Annotated in this window: 15 protein-coding genes; 9 read left to right on the forward strand and 6 right to left on the reverse strand. The window is 69.9% G+C overall.

Annotated elements, in window-relative coordinates; genetic code table 11:
• Positions 1–172: 172 nt before the first annotated feature.
• Together groES and groL are read left to right on the forward strand one after the other, a co-directional pair.
• Positions 173–481, forward strand: a complete 309-nt coding sequence (groES, locus tag LK06_RS20115; protein WP_039652762.1) for a co-chaperone GroES — start codon at positions 173–175, stop codon at positions 479–481.
• A gap of 152 nt (positions 482–633) precedes the next feature.
• On the forward strand, positions 634–2,256 hold the full coding sequence (gene groL, locus LK06_RS20120; protein WP_039652763.1) for a chaperonin GroEL: 1,623 nt from the start codon (positions 634–636) through the stop codon (positions 2,254–2,256).
• Positions 2,257–2,337: 81 nt separating this feature from the next.
• On the opposite strand, the gene LK06_RS20125 is transcribed toward groL, so the two are convergent.
• The 3 genes from LK06_RS20125 to LK06_RS20135 all read right to left on the reverse strand — a co-directional run bounded on the left by LK06_RS20125 (position 2,338) and on the right by LK06_RS20135 (position 4,646).
• Positions 2,338–3,042, reverse strand: coding sequence for an ester cyclase (locus LK06_RS20125; protein WP_039652765.1), 705 nt, complete (start codon positions 3,040–3,042; stop codon positions 2,338–2,340).
• Between the two features lie 88 nt (positions 3,043–3,130).
• Positions 3,131–3,904: an SDR family NAD(P)-dependent oxidoreductase gene (locus LK06_RS20130; RefSeq protein WP_043406187.1), complete on the reverse strand. Its 774-nt coding sequence runs from the start codon at positions 3,902–3,904 to the stop codon at positions 3,131–3,133.
• Positions 3,905–3,977: 73 nt separating this feature from the next.
• Positions 3,978–4,646 (reverse strand): MOSC domain-containing protein, encoded by a 669-nt coding sequence (locus LK06_RS20135; protein ID WP_039652768.1) that lies wholly within the window; start codon positions 4,644–4,646, stop codon positions 3,978–3,980.
• 80 nt (positions 4,647–4,726) lie between these two features.
• Here LK06_RS20135 and LK06_RS20140 point away from each other — a divergent pair, with 80 nt between their 5' ends.
• Positions 4,727–5,716 (forward strand): LysR family transcriptional regulator, encoded by a 990-nt coding sequence (locus LK06_RS20140; RefSeq protein ID WP_043433628.1) that lies wholly within the window; start codon positions 4,727–4,729, stop codon positions 5,714–5,716.
• 93 nt (positions 5,717–5,809) lie between these two features.
• Here the strand turns inward: LK06_RS20140 and LK06_RS20145 are convergent, their stop codons facing one another.
• The gene (locus LK06_RS20145; RefSeq protein ID WP_039652771.1) at positions 5,810–6,139 is read right to left on the reverse strand and encodes a WhiB family transcriptional regulator; all 330 of its coding nucleotides are present in this window, start codon (positions 6,137–6,139) and stop codon (positions 5,810–5,812) included.
• A gap of 381 nt (positions 6,140–6,520) precedes the next feature.
• Here LK06_RS20145 and LK06_RS20150 point away from each other — a divergent pair, with 381 nt between their 5' ends.
• From LK06_RS20150 to LK06_RS20165, 4 genes are all read left to right on the forward strand, one after another.
• Entirely contained in the window at positions 6,521–7,132 is a 612-nt protein-coding gene (locus LK06_RS20150; protein WP_003948568.1) for a response regulator transcription factor, read from the forward strand.
• A 731-nt stretch (positions 7,133–7,863) separates the two neighbouring features.
• Positions 7,864–8,451 carry a sigma-70 family RNA polymerase sigma factor gene (locus LK06_RS20155; RefSeq protein WP_014674427.1) on the forward strand — a complete coding sequence of 196 codons (588 nt, stop codon included), beginning with the start codon at positions 7,864–7,866 and terminating at the stop codon, positions 8,449–8,451.
• 232 nt (positions 8,452–8,683) lie between these two features.
• Positions 8,684–10,192 carry an IMP dehydrogenase gene (guaB, locus tag LK06_RS20160; protein ID WP_039652778.1) on the forward strand — a complete coding sequence of 503 codons (1,509 nt, stop codon included), beginning with the start codon at positions 8,684–8,686 and terminating at the stop codon, positions 10,190–10,192.
• Between the two features lie 148 nt (positions 10,193–10,340).
• On the forward strand, positions 10,341–11,465 hold the full coding sequence (locus tag LK06_RS20165) for a GuaB3 family IMP dehydrogenase-related protein (RefSeq protein WP_039652780.1): 1,125 nt from the start codon (positions 10,341–10,343) through the stop codon (positions 11,463–11,465).
• A gap of 85 nt (positions 11,466–11,550) precedes the next feature.
• Here LK06_RS20165 and LK06_RS20170 read toward each other — a convergent pair whose 3' ends face one another.
• Entirely contained in the window at positions 11,551–12,105 is a 555-nt protein-coding gene (locus LK06_RS20170) for a hypothetical protein (protein ID WP_039652781.1), read from the reverse strand.
• Between the two features lie 222 nt (positions 12,106–12,327).
• The gene (locus tag LK06_RS20175) at positions 12,328–13,536 is read right to left on the reverse strand and encodes a nucleotide sugar dehydrogenase (protein ID WP_039652782.1); all 1,209 of its coding nucleotides are present in this window, start codon (positions 13,534–13,536) and stop codon (positions 12,328–12,330) included.
• A gap of 282 nt (positions 13,537–13,818) precedes the next feature.
• On the opposite strand from LK06_RS20175, the gene LK06_RS20180 reads away from it, so the two are divergent.
• Both LK06_RS20180 and LK06_RS20185 read left to right on the forward strand, forming a co-directional pair.
• Complete coding sequence (locus LK06_RS20180; RefSeq protein ID WP_043433630.1) at positions 13,819–15,525, forward strand: glycerol-3-phosphate dehydrogenase/oxidase; 1,707 nt, start codon at positions 13,819–13,821, stop codon at positions 15,523–15,525.
• A 567-nt stretch (positions 15,526–16,092) separates the two neighbouring features.
• Complete coding sequence (locus tag LK06_RS20185) at positions 16,093–18,111, forward strand: serine/threonine-protein kinase (RefSeq protein WP_174673905.1); 2,019 nt, start codon at positions 16,093–16,095, stop codon at positions 18,109–18,111.
• Positions 18,112–18,135 lie beyond the last annotated feature (24 nt).

Here is an 18,135-nt window from a genome sequence, read left to right on the forward strand (position 1 = left end):
TTGGCACTCCGCTTGACCGAGTGCTAATCGCGGTCATAGTCTCAGCTCTGGCACTCCCCACTGGAGAGTGCCAACACGCGACGGGCAGGTCCGGCACCCGCGACGACGGATCGACCTGGTCGCCACCTCAGACAGTTAACCCCGCGAGATCTCCGAAGGGGGAGGTCGGATCGTGACGACCGCCAGCTCCAAGGTTGCCATCAAGCCGCTTGAGGACCGCATCGTGGTCCAGCCGCTGGACGCCGAGCAGACCACGGCCTCTGGCCTGGTCATTCCGGACACCGCGAAGGAGAAGCCCCAGGAGGGCGCCGTCCTCGCCGTGGGCCCGGGCCGGTTCGAGAACGGCGAGCGCCTTCCGCTCGACGTCAAGGTCGGCGACGTTGTCCTCTACAGCAAGTACGGCGGCACCGAGGTGAAGTACAACGGCGAGGAGTACCTCGTCCTCTCGGCTCGCGACGTCCTCGCGATCATCGAGAAGTAAGGGGGGTCTGGGGGACACCCCCCAGAAATCCCGGCCTCGAAGCAACCTTTTGCTCTGAGCTGCGCCCCTGGCCCCCGCGACCGATAAGAAGCCGGGCGCCCGGGGCGCAGCGTTTTTTTCACCCACAGATTTCCGAGAGGGCTCCCGCTGTCATGGCGAAGATCCTGAAGTTCGACGAGGACGCCCGTCGCGCCCTTGAGCGCGGCGTCAACAAGCTGGCCGACACGGTCAAGGTGACGATCGGCCCCAAGGGTCGCAACGTCGTCATCGACAAGAAGTTCGGCGCCCCCACGATCACCAACGACGGTGTCACGATCGCCCGCGAGGTTGAGGTCGAGGACCCGTACGAGAACCTCGGCGCCCAGCTGGTGAAGGAGGTGGCGACCAAGACCAACGACATCGCTGGTGACGGCACCACCACCGCCACCGTCCTCGCCCAGGCCCTGGTCCGCGAGGGTCTGAAGAACGTCGCCGCCGGTGCCTCCCCGGCCGCCCTGAAGAAGGGCATCGACGCCGCGGTCAAGGCCATCTCCGAGGACCTGCTCGGCTCGGCCCGCCCGATCGACGAGAAGTCCGACATCGCCGCCGTGGCCGCGCTGTCCGCTCAGGACCAGCAGGTCGGCGAGCTGATCGCCGAGGCGATGGACAAGGTCGGCAAGGACGGTGTGATCACCGTCGAGGAGTCCAACACCTTCGGTCTGGAGCTGGACTTCACCGAGGGCATGGCCTTCGACAAGGGCTACCTGTCGCCGTACTTCGTGACGGACCAGGAGCGCATGGAGGCCGTCCTCGACGACCCGTACATCCTCATCCACCAGGGCAAGATCTCCGCCATCGCGGACATGCTGCCCCTGCTGGAGAAGGTCATCCAGGCCAACTCCTCCAAGCCGCTGCTGATCATCGCCGAGGACGTCGAGGGCGAGGCCCTGTCCACCCTCGTCGTGAACAAGATCCGTGGCACCTTCAACGCCGTCGCCGTCAAGGCCCCGGGCTTCGGCGACCGCCGCAAGGCGATGCTCCAGGACATGGCCGTCCTCACCGGCGCCACCGTCATCTCCGAGGAAGTCGGCCTCAAGCTCGACCAGGCCGGCCTCGAGGTGCTCGGTTCCGCCCGCCGCGTCACCGTCACCAAGGACGACACCACGCTCGTCGACGGCGCCGGTAAGAAGGAGGACGTCGAGGGTCGCGTCGCGCAGATCAAGGCCGAGATCGAGACCACCGACTCCGACTGGGACCGCGAAAAGCTCCAGGAGCGCCTCGCGAAGCTGGCCGGCGGCGTGTGCGTGATCAAGGTCGGCGCCGCCACCGAGGTGGAGCTGAAGGAGAAGAAGCACCGTCTGGAGGACGCCATCTCCGCGACCCGCGCCGCGGTCGAGGAGGGCATCGTCTCCGGTGGCGGTTCCGCTCTGGTCCACGCCTCCAAGAGCCTTGAGGGCAACCTCGGCAAGACCGGCGACGAGGCCACTGGTGTCTCCGTGGTCCGCAACGCCGTGGTCGAGCCGCTGCGCTGGATCGGCGAGAACGCCGGCCAGGAAGGCTACGTCATCGTCTCCAAGGTCAAGGACCTGGAGAAGGGCCAGGGCTACAACGCGGCCACCGGCGAGTACGGCGACCTGATCAAGGCCGGCGTGATCGACCCGGTCAAGGTCACCCGCTCCGCCCTGGAGAACGCCGCCTCCATCGCCTCCCTGCTGCTCACGACCGAGACCCTGGTCGTGGAGAAGAAGGAAGAGGAGCCGGAGGCCGCGGGTCAGGGCCACGGTCACGCCCACTGAGGCAGGTCGGCAAGCCGCAAGGATGGCCCGGCACCCCCGCAAGGGGTGCCGGGCCATCCCGCTGTCCGCGGCAGGCTCCTCCTACTCCAACTCGTCCAGCGCCCCCAGCTGTTGCATCAGTCCCAGCTGGTCGTGCTGCCACCACAGCTCGGCGATCTTGCCCTCGTCACCGAACCGGAACAGCGTCATCCCGGTCATGGTCACCCGTTTACCGGTGGCGCCGATCCCCAGAAAGTCGCCCGTGTGCGTGGCGTTCCACGTCCACCGCGCGCACGCCTGGTCGCCCTGGGCGAGTACGTCCTCGACCGTGAACGAGAACTCGAAGGCCCCGCGCCACATCCCGAACTCGCCGCGGACGTTGTCCATCCCGATGGTGGTCTGCGGGTTCACCGGATCGAGGCTGTGAACGTCCTCCTCCAGCAGGTCGTTCAGTGGCGGTAGTTCGCCCGCCGTCGCGATCGTCTCGAAGAACCTGCGCACGGTGTCCTCGGACAACTGTTCGTCCCGTACGACGTCCAGATCGGTGAACGTCGGCGTCTCGTCGCACAGGGCGACCATCTCCCGGAAGATCTGGTCGGTTTCCGGGAGCTTCGAGTTCCGCATCGCCTCCTCGTACGACGGGAACTCCACCATTTCGACGATGTGCGACGCGTCCGAACGGTCCTTGCCGACCACCGCGTGCGTCGCGGTTCGCCTGCCCTTGGTCTGTGCGACCCAGTCGTCCATGAGCCGGTTCATCTCGTCCAGCCGGCTCGTCCTACATTCGATGAGCTGTACGAAAGTCATGACGCTGCCTCCCGCCCCCCTGGTGGTCAGGTACCGTCCTGGCCATTCTCCCACCGGGGCGGCGGCACCACCCGTTCAGCCCACGGCCCTACTGCGGGCCGTACCTGCGCCCCGTCCTGGAACTGATCCCGCCCAGCAGCCCCCGGGGCGTCACCTTCACCAGGCCCATCAGCGCCTTGTAACGGGGGTCCGGGATGGACAACGACCTGCCGCGCGCCAGGTCCGTCAGCGCCGCCGCCACCAGCTTGTCGGCGTCCAGCCACATCCAGCCCGGAATGTTGTCCGTGCCCATCCCCGCGCGTTGATGGAACTCGGTACGCACGAAGCCCGGACACAGGGCCATCAGGCGGACACCGCTGCCAGCCAGGTCCTTGGCCGCGCCCTGCGTGAACTGCACGACCCACGCCTTGGACGCCCCGTACGTGCCCCGCGGCACGAAGGCGGCCACGGAAGCGACGTTGACGACCCCGCCCCGGCCCCGCTCCCGCATCGCCGAGGTCGCCGCCGACGTCAGTCGCAGCACCGCCTCGCAGTGCACCTTGAGCATCTTCAACTCGTCCGCCATCGGTACGTCCAGATAGCGGCCCTTGTTCCCGAAACCGGCGTTGTTGATCAGCAGGTCGACCGGGTTCTTGCGGTCTTTGAGCCGGTCGGCGACGGTCTCGATGCCCTTGTCCCCGGAGAGGTCGGCGGCGAGTACCTCGACCTCTACGCCATGCCGGTCGTGCAGTTCGGTCGCCTGTTCGCGCAGTCGCTCGGTGTTCCGCGCCACCAGGACCAGGTCATGCCCGTCAGCCGCCAGCCGCCGCGCGAACGCGGCGCCGATCCCCGCGGTCGATCCCGTAATCAGAGCCGTTGTCATGGCCCAAGGGTAGTGACCCGGCCGGCGGCGTACGCCACCTGCGTGGTCGTCCCGGCGGGCGACGGACGGTCGCTCAGCCCCCGTGCTGCTCCACATACTTGTGGGCCGCCGCCAGCGTCGCTGAGTGCAGCGCCGTGCCCGCCGCGAGTAGCCGTGGCAGCAGCTCCCGCTCGGTGGTGACCGCGCGGAACTGCATCGCCGCCGTCACCCCGTGGTCCGGCCGGTGGACGATCTCGACCGGATCGCCCGCCCGTATCCCACCCGGCCGGATCACCCGGAGGTAGGCACCCGTTGCGCCCTTCTGCGTGAACCTCTTGACCCAGCCGCGTTCGCCCAGATGGCCCTGGAACGTACGGCACGGAATCCGGCCCGAGGTGACCTCCAGCACCACCTCGGGACCGATCCGCCAGCGCTCGCCGATCAGTGCCCGGGAGACGTCCAGACCCTGTGTGGTCAGGTTCTCACCGAAGCAACCGTTGGCCAGCGCTCGCCCGAGTTCGCGCTCCCAGTCGTCGAGGTCCTCGCGGGCGAACGCGTACACCGCTTGGTCGTCGCCGCCATGGTGCCGCAGGTCGCACACCGCGTCCCCGGCGAGACCGCTCGCGCCGACCCCCTTGGGCCCCGGCGCCGTCACCTGCACCGACCCGTCGGCCGGCTTCTTGTCGATGCCCGTGACGCCTTCCTGCTGGTCCGTGTACGGCACCGGCTGCGGACGACCCAGATTGACCGAGAGAACCTTCACGCCAAGCACAGTACGGGAACATGCTCAAAGCGTCGATCGAATATCGGGCGCAGTCTCCAAGCGACCCTTATACTCCAAGGGTGATCGAGGCTCGTCATCTCCGTGTCCTGCGCGCCGTCGCCGCCACCGGCTCGTTCTCTGCGGCGGGGCGTGAACTGGGCTGCACCCAGCCCGCCGTCAGCCAGCAGATGAAAGCCCTGGAGGGCTCCGTCGGCACACCGCTGCTGGTCCGTAGCGGCCGGGAGATGCGCCTCACCGAGGCGGGCGAGGCCCTGGTGCGGCACGCCTCCGGCATCCTCGCCGGGCTCACCGCAGCCGAGGAGGAGGTCGCCGCCATCGCGGGCCTGAGGGCAGGCAGAGTCCGGCTCGTTTCCTTCCCCAGCGGCAGCTCCACCCTGGTTCCCACCGCCCTGGCCGCCCTGCGCGCCGCCCACCCCGGTACCCGGGTCTCCCTGGAGGAGGCCGAGCCCCCGAAGTCCGTGGAACTGCTGCGTGCGGGCGACTGCGACCTGACCCTCGCCTTCCGCTACGAAGCCGCCTCAGCCGCCTCAGCCGCCTCAGCCGCCTCGGCAACCACGGTGGCCGAGGCCGCCCAGGCGGCCGAGGACTGGGGCGACCTCGTCGAACGCCCCCTACTGACGGACCGTCTGGTGGCCCTGGTGCCCGAGCGTCATCGACTTGCGCGTGCGGAGGCCGTCGCCATCGGTGAGCTGGCCGAGGAACCCTGGATCGCGGGCTGTCCGCGCTGCCGCGGTCAGCTCGTGCAGGTGTGCGAGGCGGTCGGTTTCACTCCCCGCATCGACTTCGCGACCGACGACTACCCGGCGGTGGCCGGACTGGTGGGGGCGGGGCTCGGCGTCGCCGTGCTCCCGCAGCTGGCGGTGGAGTCGGTACGGCCGCGGGGAGTGCGGGCGGTACGGCTGGAACCGGCGGTGCGGCGGGAGATCGTCGCCCTCACCCTGCCCGACCTGGCGCGGGTGCCGACGGTGGCGGCGACGCTGGAACAACTGGCCCAGGCGGCCCAGGCGGCCCAGGCGGCCCAGGCGACCCGGGCGGAGGGACGGCTCTAGCTCCGGCGGTGGGCGAGCGCCATCCCCTTCCACCGCAGAATCGTGGGCACGCGCTCGCGTGCCCGGGTGGGGATAGATTGCAGAAACGTTCCTTCAGGCTCTCGGGGCGGCCTCCCCGCTGCTGGTGGACGCCGCCACCAGGCGGTTGCGTGCTCGCCCCATCAACTCTTCGCGCTCATCCTCGGTCAGGCCGCCCCATACGCCGTACGGCTCGCGTACCGCCAGGGCGTGCGCCGCGCACTCCGCGCGGACCGGGCACCTCATACAGACCTCCTTGGCCGAGTTCTCGCGAGCGCTCCGAGCCGCCCCGCGCTCGCCCTCCGGGTGGAAGAAGAGCGAGCTGTCCACCCCGCGGCAGGCAGCCAGCAGCTGCCAGTCCCACAGGTCCGCGTTCGGTCCGGGAAGGCGGGAGAAATCTGCCATTGCGTGACCCCTTGTTGCCGTTCTGGGCGGATCCGGTGCCAACGACCGTACATCTCCGGTCTAAGGAGATGTAAATATGACTCATTGCGAATCTAGCCTTGTACACCACGAAATGGGAAGAAAAGGGTCTGAATGGGGCATGGGTTGTGGTGAAAAGTTGAGGGTCCGTCGGGCATGTCTGCGCTGTGTCGGCTCCCTCACGTAGAGTGCCGAAGACGGCACGCGGCCCCGTAACTCTTTCGAGTGACCGTCGTTGAGAGTGCGGAGGCGGTTGAAAGCACAAGAGCTCGGGCAGGCGTCCGAGGCAGTCGACCGCACAGGTGACGATTCCGTACCAGCCTGGAGGCTCAAGGTGACGCGCATCAGCTGCGGAGGGCGGTCATGACATCCGTCCTCGTCTGCGACGACTCCCCGCTTGCCCGAGAGGCGCTCCGCCGCGCGGTCGCGACCGTGCCCGGTGTCGAGCGTGTGACGACGGCGGCCAACGGCGAGGAAGTCCTCCGCCGCTGGGGCGCCGACCGCTCCGACCTCATCCTGATGGACGTGCGCATGCCCGGCCTGGGTGGCGTCGAGACCGTGCGTCGGCTGCTGTCCGCCGATCCGGGCGCCCGCATCATCATGCTCACCGTCGCCGAGGACCTTGACGGTGTGGCCCTCGCGGTCGCCGCTGGTGCTCGGGGCTACCTGCACAAGGACGCCTCGCGCGCGGAACTGCGTGCCACGGTGACGCAGGCGCTGGCCGACCCGACCTGGCGCCTGGCACCCCGCCGTCTCCGCTCGGCAGAGATGGGCGCCGCGCCCACGCTCACCGCGCGTGAGATCCAGGTGCTGGAGGGCATGAGCCACGGTCGCTCCAACGCCGAGATCGGCCGCGAGCTGTTCCTCTCCGAGGACACCGTCAAGACGCACGCCCGGCGTCTGTTCAAGAAGCTCGGCGCCTCCGATCGGGCCCACGCGGTGGCGCTCGGCTTCCGCTGGGGACTGGTCCGGTAGGACATGCGTAGCCCTGCGGGGCGGGCGGGACCGGACCGCTCCGGGAGTACTTCCCGGAGCCGGGAGGGGCTCCGCCTCCCCCGGCAGCAGCCGGGCGGGCCGACGGCGTTCGGGGAGCGCGGAGGTACGGACGCGGTCCGTACCCCGGTCTCACCCGCGCCGTCCGGTGAGGCCGGACCCGGAGCGCACCGTGGAGTCGCCGGGGCCGGTTGCCCGGGTGGGCGCCGTGGGCCCCGCGACGTCGAGCCGTTACCCGGGGCGTACGCGGGACACGGCCGGTTGGCCTCCCCTCCCTTCGCAGCCGCGGTGTCCTGTCCCGTGCCCGAGCTGGTCGGCTTCGCCGACCGTGGTGTCGGTGTCGGTGTCGGGGTCGGTGGGCGTGGTGCCGGGGCCGCTGGACAACGGGCCGCGTGCCCGGCACCAGCACGGACGGCGGGTTGCGGACCCGTCCGGCAGGGCGCTGGGCATGCGTGGCCCGGCGGTGCACGAGCCCGGCGGACAACGGTGTCGTACGCTCCACCGGGCGGTGCGCAAGGCGGCCCGCCGGACGCGCGCTCCTTGTTTCGGCGCGGATGCCGCATCCTTGAGGTGTGGAGTCTCTCGGGGACGAGTCGGTCGAGCGGAAGGGGAGGGCGCAGGGGATGAGTGCCGGCGCACCTACTCATAACGCTTCAGTGCACAACCACGAGCACAATGCGACGGACCGGACGGCCGCAAGGCACCATGGACCGATGCGCGACGACGAGGCGGGCACGGCCCATGGGGCGATCGGTGCGCTCGTGCATCGTGCCGTCGACGGGGATGAGCAGGCCACCCACGACCTGCTGGCCCGCGTCCATCCGCTGGCGCTGCGCTACTGCCGCACTCGGCTCTCCCGGCTGCCCGGCGATGCCCGCCACTTCGTGGAGGACCTTGCCCAAGAAGTCTGCGTGGCGGTCCTCCTGGCCCTGCCCCGCTACCGCGACACCGGTCGTCCCTTCGAGGCGTTCGTCTTCGCCATCGCTTCGCACAAGGTGGCCGACCTGCAGCGTGCCGCCATGCGGCACCCGGGCTCCACGGCCGTCCCGTCGGACGAGATGCCGGAACGCCCCGACGACTCGCTCGGCCCGGAGGAGCGTGCCCTGCTCAGCAGCGACGCTGAGTGGGCCAAGAAGCTGCTGGCCAACCTCCCCGAGAACCAGCGCGAGCTGCTGCTGTTGCGCATCGCCGTGGGCTTGACCGCGGAGGAGACCGGGCAGATGTTGGGAATGTCACCCGGAGCCGTCCGCGTGGCCCAGCATCGGGCGCTGAGCCGCCTCAGGGCACTCGCAGAACAGTGAGTTCGCCGTCCCCTGTCCTCGGTGGAGGCCGAGCATGACGGTGTAAACCGGCGGTTTTGAGCCCACATTGGCTGACTACGGCCCCCTCTGCGCTGGTCCCTGTGAACGGCTGGGCCGGCGGTTCCGTACGAACATACGAAGCCGGAGGGAGCGCCGTACCGTGGAATGTGCTGGCGATGCTTCCCGCTAGCATGGACATCCGCACCGATCAAGGCCATTTGGGGAAGGTGTCATGACTGCCAACGTCGACGGAGTGCCCGGTAAATTCGCGACACTCGGGCTGACCTACGACGACGTGCTGCTGCTGCCGGGCGCGTCGGACATGGCACCCGACGAGATCGACACCGCCTCGTACGTCTCCAAGAACGTGCGGGTGAACATCCCGCTGCTGTCGGCCGCCATGGACAAGGTGACCGAGGCCCGTATGGCGATCGCGATGGCACGCCAGGGTGGCGTCGGCGTGCTGCACCGCAACCTCTCCATCGAGGACCAGGCGAACCAGGTCGACCTGGTGAAGCGCTCCGAGTCCGGTATGGTCACCGACCCCATCACCATCCACCCGGACGCCACCCTCGCCGAGGCCGACGCCCTGTGCGCCAAGTTCCGCATCAGTGGCGTCCCGGTGACCGACGGCGACAAGAAGCTCCTCGGTATCGTCACCAACCGCGACATGGCCTTCGAGAGCGATCGCACCCGCCGCGTGCACGAGGTCATGACCCCGATGCCGCTGGTCACCGGCAAGGTCGGCATCTCCGGCCCGGAGGCCATGGAGCTGCTGCGCAAGCACAAGATCGAAAAGCTGCCGCTGGTCGATGACGAGGGCGTTCTCAAGGGCCTGATCACCGTCAAGGACTTCGTCAAGGCGGAGAAGTACCCGAACGCCGCCAAGGACGCCGAAGGCCGGCTTCTGGTCGGCGCGGCGGTCGGCGTGGCCGGTGACGCCTTCGAGCGTGCCCAGGCCCTGGTCGCAGCCGGCGTCGACTTCATCGTCGTGGACACCGCGCACGGTCACTCCCGCCTGGTGGGAGACATGATCGCCAAGATCAAGTCGAACTCCTCCGGTGTCGACGTCATCGGCGGCAACGTGGCCACGCGCGACGGCGCCCAGGCCCTGGTCGACGCGGGTGCCGACGGCATCAAGGTCGGAGTCGGCCCCGGCTCCATCTGCACGACCCGTGTGGTCGCCGGCGTCGGCGTGCCGCAGGTCACCGCGATCTACGAGGCGGCGCTCGCCGCCAAGGAGGCCGGTGTCCCGGTGATCGGCGACGGCGGCCTGCAGTACTCCGGTGACATCGCCAAGGCCCTGGTCGCGGGCGCCGACACGGTGATGCTCGGCTCGCTGCTGGCCGGCTGCGAGGAGTCCCCGGGCGAGCTGCTGTTCATCAACGGCAAGCAGTTCAAGTCCTACCGCGGCATGGGCTCGCTCGGCGCCATGCAGACCCGTGGCGACCGCAAGTCCTTCTCCAAGGACCGCTACTTCCAGGAGGGCGTTGCCTCCGACGAGCAGCTGATCCCCGAGGGTATCGAGGGCCAGGTGCCCTACCGCGGCCCGCTCTCCTCCGTCGTGCACCAGCTGGTCGGCGGATTGCGTCAGTCGATGTTCTACGTGGGCGGCCAGACCGTGCCCCAGCTGCAGGCCAACGGCCGGTTCGTCCGCATCACCTCAGCGGGTCTGAAGGAGAGCCACCCGCACGACATCCAGATGACGGTCGAGGCGCCGAACTACAGCAACAAGCGGTAGCTTTCGGGCCACGCGCGTACGCCTTCACCCGCGCGTGGCCGGACCTGTGCCGGACATCGACGGCGGCCCCGGAGCATCCGGGGCCGCCGTTGTCGTACCCGTCGGCGATACTGGAAGACGCTGAAACGCATCAGGGAAAGGCCAAGACGTGACTGAGATCGAGATCGGGCGCGGCAAGCGCGGCCGCCGGGCGTACGCCTTCGACGACATCGCCGTCGTCCCCAGCCGCCGTACGCGGGACCCGAAGGAGGTCTCGATCGCCTGGCAGATCGACGCCTACCGCTTCGAGCTGCCCTTCCTGGCCGCCCCCATGGACTCCGTCGTCTCCCCGGCAACCGCCATCCGCATCGGGGAGCTGGGCGGCCTCGGCGTGCTCAACCTGGAAGGCCTGTGGACGCGGCACGAGGACCCGCAGCCGCTGCTGGATGAGGTCGCCGAGCTGCCGGCCGAGCGGGCGACCCGCCGCCTCCAGGAGATCTACGCGGCTCCCATCAAGGAGGAGCTGATCGGCGCCCGGATCAAGGAGGTGCGCGACTCCGGCGTGGTCACGGCGGCCGCCCTCTCCCCGCAGCGCACCGCCCAGTTCTCCAAGGCGGTTGTGGACGCGGGCGTGGACATCTTCGTCATCCGCGGTACGACGGTCTCGGCCGAGCACGTGTCGTCCTCGCACGAGCCGCTGAACCTGAAGCAGTTCATCTACGAGCTGGACGTGCCGGTGATCGTCGGCGGCTGTGCCACCTACACCGCTGCCCTGCACCTGATGCGCACCGGCGCGGCCGGTGTCCTGGTGGGCTTCGGCGGTGGCGCGGCGCACACCACGCGCAATGTCCTCGGCATCCAGGTCCCGATGGCCACCGCGGTGGCGGACGTCGCCGCGGCCCGCCGCGACTACATGGACGAGTCCGGCGGCCGGTACGTGCACGTGATCGCGGACGGCGGCGTCGGCTGGTCCGGCGACCTACCGAAGGCCATCGCCTGCGGCGCCGATGCGGTGATGATGGGTTCCCCGCTGGCCCGTGCCACGGACGCGCCCGGCAAGGGCCACCACTGGGGCATGGAGGCGGTCAACGAGGAACTGCCCCGCGGCAAGAAGGTCGGCCTCGGCACGGTCGGCACCATCGAGGAGATCCTGACCGGCCCGTCCCACACCCCGGACGGCTCGATGAACTTCTTCGGCGCCCTGCGCCGCGCCATGGCCACCACCGGCTACAGCGAGCTCAAGGAGTTCCAGCGGGTGGAGGTCACGGTCGCGGACAGCCAGCACCGGCGCTGACCCGTCCGGTACGCCGGTACGAGGTGAAGCCGTACGACAGGAAGGGCCCGCCCGCGGCGGGCCCTTCGTCCTGAAGGCGTCCGCCTTACGCGGCGGCCTTCTTGGCGCCGGAGAACGCGGCGAACGCGGCGATGGCGAAGAAGAGGAAGGTGAGCGGGTCAGCCGCGTCCTTCCAGGCTGTCTGGAGCAGACCGAAGTGGCCGAAGAAGGCCTCGGTGAAGCTCCAGGGGGTCTTCTTGGCGACGATGAGAGCCGTGCCCACCAGCTGACCGAGGTACACGGAGGCCAGCGCCAGGACCACGCTGGCGATCGGCAGGACGGGATTGCGGCCACCGGTCTTGCCCGCGGTGGCACCGATGACGAATCCGACGCCGATGGCCGCCCAGCCGATCTCGTGCTCGGTGAGGCCGATGACAGCGCCGTAGAGCGCGGCGGCGACCACTGCGGCGGCGAACGCCGACAGCAGGCCGAGGGGCAGGTTGTTCCGGACCGGTGCGGGCGGCGCCGGCGGCGTGGCGGAGGCGCCCGGCTGCGGCGGGTAGGGCGCTCCGGGAGCGGGCGGCGGCGCCTGCTTGGCGTAGGGGTTGCCGCCGACCGGAGCGGACTGTGGCGGTTGAGGCGGCGGAGCTGACTGGCTCATGACAGATATTCCCCCGTGCTGTGGCACAACTGGAAGACGGAAACGGGTGACCGCAGCGCACGTGTGTGCGGCGAGTTCGAGGAGATTAACAGCCGGGGGCGGCAGTGCTCCCAGCCGTTCTCGGTTCGTGATCGCTTTGTCTGTGTAACCGCTTTCCGTTCGTTGCCTTCCGTTGATCACGGCCCCTCAGGCCTCGTGGCCCTGCACGGACCTGCACGGCCCTCAGAGCCGGTTCGCCGCCCCCGTCGGGGTCGCCCCCCGGGTGTCCAGCAGCAGCTGAGCCTTCACGGACAGGCCCTGCAGGTCGTAGGTGCGGTGCTGCTGGAGCAGGATCGTCAGGTCGGCGTCGGCTGCCGCCTCGTACAGGGAGTCCGCGCGCGGTACCGGGCGGTCCAGGACGTTCCACGCGGGGACGTACGGGTCGTGGTAGCTCACGGAGGCGCCCAGCTCCATCAGGCGGATGGCGATCTCCTGTGCGGGTGCGCCCTGCCGGTCGGCGAGGTCGGGCTTGTAGGTGACGCCGAGGAGGAGGACGCGGGCGCCGCGGGCGGACTTGCCGTGTTCGTTGAGGAGGGTGGCGGCGCGCTGGACGACGTAGCGGGGCATGCGGTGGTTGACCTGCTGGGCCAGTTCCACCATGCGCAGGGTGCGGGTGGCGTGCCCGGTCAGGTCCTGCGGGATGCCGTGCCCGCCCACTCCCGGGCCCGGCCGGAAGGCCTGGAAGCCGAAGGGCTTGGTCTCCGCGCAGCGGATGACGTCCCACAGGTCGACGCCCAGCTCGTGGCAGAGAACGGCCATCTCGTTGACGAGCGCGATGTTGACGTGCCGGTAGTTGGCCTCCAGGAGCTGTACGGTCTCCGCTTCGCGCAGGCCGCGTGCCCGCACCACCTTGTCGGTGAGTCGGCCGTAGAACGCGGCCGCGGACTCGGTGCAGGCGGGAGTCAGACCGCCGATCACCTTCGGCGTGTTGGAGGGCGTGTGGTCGCGGTTGCCGGGATCCACCCGGCTGGGGGAGTAGGCCAGGTGGAAGTCGCGGCCCGCGTGCAGACCCGAGCCCTCTTCCAGTAGGGGGCGCAGGAACTCCTCGGTCGTCCCGGGGAGCACGGGTGACTCCAGGATGACCGTGGTGTGCGGGCGGAGCCGCGGGGCCAGGGCGCGGGTGGCGGTTTCCACCTGGCCGAGGTCGAGCCCGCCGTCCGCGCCGCGCGGCGTCGGTGCGCAGATCACCGCGGTGCGCACTCGACCGAGCTGGGCCGGATCGGTGCCCGGTCGGAAGCCGGCGGAGTGCATACGGCGTAGTTCGGCGGGGCTGAGTGAGCCCGCTTCCGGGCCGGTGGCGTAGCCGATCGTGGGGATGCCTGCGGCGACGGCGGCCTGGGCGAGCGGCAAGCCGTAGGGGCCGAGTCCGATGACGGCGAGGTCTGCGGGCATGGCGTGGCCCGTCCTTCCCAGTAGCCGAAGTGGCACAGGTGCGCAAACGCTGTGGACAAGATGAGCGAGCGCACTGTCAGACTAGGAGTAAATATGACCGTTATGCGGGATTCTGTTCGTGTGTCTTCCGAGGGTTGTGCGCGAGTTGTCCACAGGCTGGAAGCGCGTGGTGGCTGAAGTCGGGCAAGACGGTCAGAATTTGGGCATGAGGAGGGGACGAACCGGGCTTCGCCCACCGGGTGCGGCCGACGCGAGCGGGTTGTGCGACAGCGGGAGGCAACGGTGAGGACAGCGACTCTGGGGCCGGCGCAACGCGTCGAGGCACTGGCGGCGATGGCGGAGCGCGAGCTGGACGTGCTGGTGGTCGGCGCCGGGGTGGTTGGCGCAGGTACGGCACTGGACGCGGTCACCCGCGGTCTGTCCACTGGTCTGGTCGAGGCCCGCGACTGGGCGTCCGGCACCTCCAGCCGATCCAGCAAGCTGATCCACGGCGGCCTGCGCTATCTGGAGATGCTCGACTTCGCGCTGGTCCGCGAGGCTCTCAAGGAACGTGGGCTGCTCCTGGAGCGGCTCGCTCCGCACCTGGTCAAGCCGGTTCCCTTCCTCTATCCGTTGCAGCACAAGGGCTGGGAGCGCCTGTACGCAGGCTCGGGCGTCGCCTTGTACGACGTGATGTCCATGGCCCGTCGTCACGGCCGGGGGCTGCCCGTGCACCGCCATCTGACCCGGCGTCACGCCCTGCGCGTGGCACCCTGCCTGAGGAAGGACGCTCTGGTCGGCGCCCTCCAGTACTACGACGCCCAGGTGGACGACGCCCGCTTCGTCACCACCTTGGTACGCACGGCGGCTTCCTACGGCGCGAAGGTGGCCAACCGCGCCCGTGTGACCGGGTTCCTGCGGGAGGGCGAGCGCGTCGTCGGTGCCCGGGTGCAGGACGTCGAGGGCGGTGGCGAGTACGAGGTCCGTGCCCAGCAGGTCGTCAACGCCACCGGCGTGTGGACCGACGACACGCAGGCGATGGTGGGCGAGCGTGGGCAGTTCCACGTCCGTGCGTCCAAGGGCATCCATCTGGTCGTGCCCAAGGACCGCATCCACTCCAGCACCGGCCTGATCCTGCGCACCGAGAAGTCCGTCCTCTTCGTCATCCCCTGGGGCCGGCACTGGATCGTCGGCACCACCGACACCGACTGGGACCTCGACAAGGCCCACCCGGCCGCGTCCAGCGCTGACATCGACTACCTACTCGAACACGTCAACTCGGTGCTCGCCGTACCGCTCGGCCGCGACGACGTACAGGGTGTGTACGCGGGCCTGCGACCGTTGCTCGCCGGTGAGTCCGACGCCACCAGCAAGCTGTCCCGCGAACACACGGTCGCGCATCCGGCGCCGGGCCTGGTGGTCGTCGCGGGCGGCAAGTACACGACCTACCGGGTGATGGCGAAGGATGCTGTCGATGAGGCGGTGCACGGCCTTGACATGCGCGTCGCCGACTGCGTCACGGACGACACTCCGTTGCTGGGTGCGGAGGGCTACCAGGCGCTGTGGAACGCGCGGGCGCGGATCGCCGCCCGGACCGGACTGCACGCGGTCCGCGTGGAACACCTGCTGAATCGGTACGGCTCCGGGATCGAGGAACTCCTGGAGCTCATTGCCGCAGATCCCGCGCTCGGCGAGCCGCTACCGGGCGCCGACGACTATCTGCGTGCCGAGGTGGTGTACGCCGCTTCGCACGAGGGGGCCCGGCACCTGGACGACGTTCTCACCCGCCGCACGCGCATCTCCATCGAGACCTTCGACCGGGGCACGCGCAGCGCCCGCGAGGCGGCCGCATTGATGGCACCGGTCCTCGGCTGGGACAAGGACCAGATCCAGCGCGAGGTCGAACACTACGAGAAGCAGGTCGAAGCCGAGCGGGAGTCCCAACTCCAGCCGGACGACCAGACGGCGGATGCGGCGCGGCTGGGGGCGCCGGACATCGTGCCGCTCTAGGCGCGCCAGCGCGAGTGGGCGGGTAACCAGCTCCCCACCAGGCAATGTTGGTCCCGTCGCGACGCCCGGCGCACGATGCCCACCGCACCGCCCGAAGACCCACGCACGTCCAGTATGAGGGCTTCCGGCTGGCATTCCCCCAGCCAACGGCCGGGGACCCGGAGCACGTACTGGATGGCGCCTTCTGGCGGGCGAACGCCGCCTGCCGCGGCATCAGGCCCCTGGAAAGGCCGAGTTCGAGGCAGTGGCCGGAGGGCTGTGACCATAGGACGCCGTCGGCGCATCGGTGGCCGGTATGCGGACCCCGGCCGATGAGGTCCGTTCGGGCGGGAGCGGCAGGGAGGGGTGCGGTGGCACTGCCGGCACCGCAACGGGCCACACCGTCGGGGGAGTCGGTCTTCTGCTCGCTCCGCTCTTGCGCCCCGTCGCAGCGGTAAGCGGAACATCCGCTTCAGATGCGTTCCGCTGTTGCGCGGCGGGCCGCGGTCAATGGCACCCTGGGCGTCCGGCGCTTGCCGGGTGAGAGACAATGGAGGCTCTGTCAGGGCGGGTTGTATGAGGGGACGCATGTCGGAGGCGGAGCGGGCGGGGACATCCCGTCAGGAGACTCGTCAGGACAACAGCGAGCGGCGCCTCCTCGCCGGGCGGTACCGGCTGGGAGGTGTGCTGGGCCGCGGCGGTATGGGGACGGTCTGGCGGGCCGAGGACGAGACGCTGGGCCGGACGGTCGCCGTCAAGGAGCTGCGGTTCCCGTCGAACATCGACGACGAGGAGAAGCGGCGCCTGATCACACGCACCCTGCGTGAGGCCAAGGCGATCGCCCGGATCCGCAACAACAGCGCGGTGACGGTCTTCGACGTGGTCGACGAGGACGACCGGCCCTGGATCGTCATGGAGTTGGTGGAGGGGAAGTCGCTCGCCGAGGCGATCCGCGAGGACGGCCTGCTGAAGCCCAGGCGCGCCGCCGAAGTGGGACTCGCCATTCTCGACGTGCTGCGCTCCGCGCACCGCGAGGGCATCCTGCACCGGGACGTGAAGCCGTCCAACGTGCTCATCGCAGAGGACGGCCGGGTCGTGCTCACCGACTTCGGCATCGCGCAGGTCGAGGGCGACCCGTCCATCACCTCGACCGGCATGCTCGTCGGTGCTCCCTCCTACATCTCCCCCGAACGCGCCCGCGGCCACAAGCCCGGTCCGGCGGCCGACCTGTGGTCACTCGGCGGTCTGCTGTACGCGGCCGTCGAAGGCGCGCCGCCGTATGACAAGGGTTCGGCGATCGCCACGCTCACCGCGGTGATGACCGAGCCGCTGGAGGAGCCCAAGCACGCGGGCCCGCTCAAGGACGTCATCTACGGCCTGCTCACCAAGGACCCCACCAAGCGGCTCGACGACGCCGGGGCCCGGGCCATGCTCAACGCGGTGGTCCACGCACCCGAACCGGAACCGCAGGACGCCACCCGGGTGGTGCCGCTGCCCGCCCTGCCGGACGCCGCCGAGGGAAGGACGGCCGAGCAGACCGCCCAGAAGCGCGGCGGGGAGCCGCGTCCGGTCCGTCCTGCGGCCGGCGCGGCCACGTCCTCGGTGCGGACGCAGGGCGGGGCCGGCACGACCGCGGCGGGTGCCGCCGGCCCGGCCGACGACGGAGCGCGACCCGCCCCCACGTCGGGACGGCCGGGCGCGGGATCCGCGACGAGACCGGTCGGTCCGGCATCCGGGTCCGTCGCGGCACCCGACCCCGGCCCGTCCAAGGCGAGTTCGGGCTGGCCGGTGGTGCCGCCGCCGGAACTGGATCTGCCGCCACGACCGGCGCCGAGGGCCCCGCTGACCGACGTGGTGTCCAAGCGCACGCTGGCGATCGTCTCGGTGGTGGTCGTCCTCGCGGTGCTTGGGGCCGTTCTGGTCATCGTGCTGGGCGGTGGCAAGGGCACCAGCGGCAAGAGCGGCAGGAACGGTGGGGCCGGGGCGGCGGCCAGCGCCGGTGCATCCACCAAGCGGGACGAGAGCACGCCCGGCGCGGGCAGCGGTGCACAGGCCGACGGAGCGGGTTCGACGTCCGCGAGCACCGGCTCGGCGTCGGACGCTGCGATGGACGTCAGCGCGAGCGGGTCCGCTGACGCGTCCAGCACGCCCGGTTCCAAGGGTTCCGGCGGCGCGCCGGTGGTGTCGACCCGCCAGGGCAGCCAGGGGTACTCGATCGGGTTGCCCGAGGGGTGGAAGTACCAGGCCACCGACGGTGGAGGGGACCGCTACACCGGGCCCGCGGGGCAGAAGCTGCTCATCGGCTGGACCAGTACGCCCAAGGACGACCCGGTGGCGGACTGGCAGAACCAGGAGCGCGGCATGGTGCGCGCCCAGTACAAGAAGGTCCGCATAGAGAAGGTGGACTACCGCGGCTGGAACACGGCCGACTGGGAGTTCACTTACGTCGACGGCGGCACCAAGTACCGCACCATCGACCGGGGGTTCGTGGTCGGCGGCCGGTACGGGTACGCGTTGATGTACACGGCGAAGGCCGCCAACTGGGACACCGCACTGCGCAAGGACTCCTGGAAGACCCTGCAGACGTCCTTCGAACCCAAGTCATAGACCGCGGAAGCCTGTTTGACGCGT

Source organism: Streptomyces pluripotens (genome assembly GCF_000802245.2).
Classification (GTDB): Bacteria; Actinomycetota; Actinomycetes; order Streptomycetales; family Streptomycetaceae; genus Streptomyces; species Streptomyces pluripotens.

Coding starts and splice junctions, on each gene's coding strand:
- LK06_RS20170 (WP_039652781.1), bottom strand. CDS start 12,105: ATGAGCCAGTCAGCTCCGCCGCCTCAACCGCCACAGTCCGCTCCGGTC.
- LK06_RS20155 (WP_014674427.1), top strand. CDS start 7,864: ATGCGCGACGACGAGGCGGGCACGGCCCATGGGGCGATCGGTGCGCTC.
- groL (WP_039652763.1), top strand. CDS start 634: ATGGCGAAGATCCTGAAGTTCGACGAGGACGCCCGTCGCGCCCTTGAG.
- LK06_RS20130 (WP_043406187.1), bottom strand. CDS start 3,904: ATGACAACGGCTCTGATTACGGGATCGACCGCGGGGATCGGCGCCGCG.
- LK06_RS20185 (WP_174673905.1), top strand. CDS start 16,093: ATGTCGGAGGCGGAGCGGGCGGGGACATCCCGTCAGGAGACTCGTCAG.
- LK06_RS20150 (WP_003948568.1), top strand. CDS start 6,521: ATGACATCCGTCCTCGTCTGCGACGACTCCCCGCTTGCCCGAGAGGCG.
- guaB (WP_039652778.1), top strand. CDS start 8,684: ATGACTGCCAACGTCGACGGAGTGCCCGGTAAATTCGCGACACTCGGG.
- LK06_RS20145 (WP_039652771.1), bottom strand. CDS start 6,139: ATGGCAGATTTCTCCCGCCTTCCCGGACCGAACGCGGACCTGTGGGAC.
- LK06_RS20125 (WP_039652765.1), bottom strand. CDS start 3,042: ATGACTTTCGTACAGCTCATCGAATGTAGGACGAGCCGGCTGGACGAG.
- LK06_RS20175 (WP_039652782.1), bottom strand. CDS start 13,536: ATGCCCGCAGACCTCGCCGTCATCGGACTCGGCCCCTACGGCTTGCCG.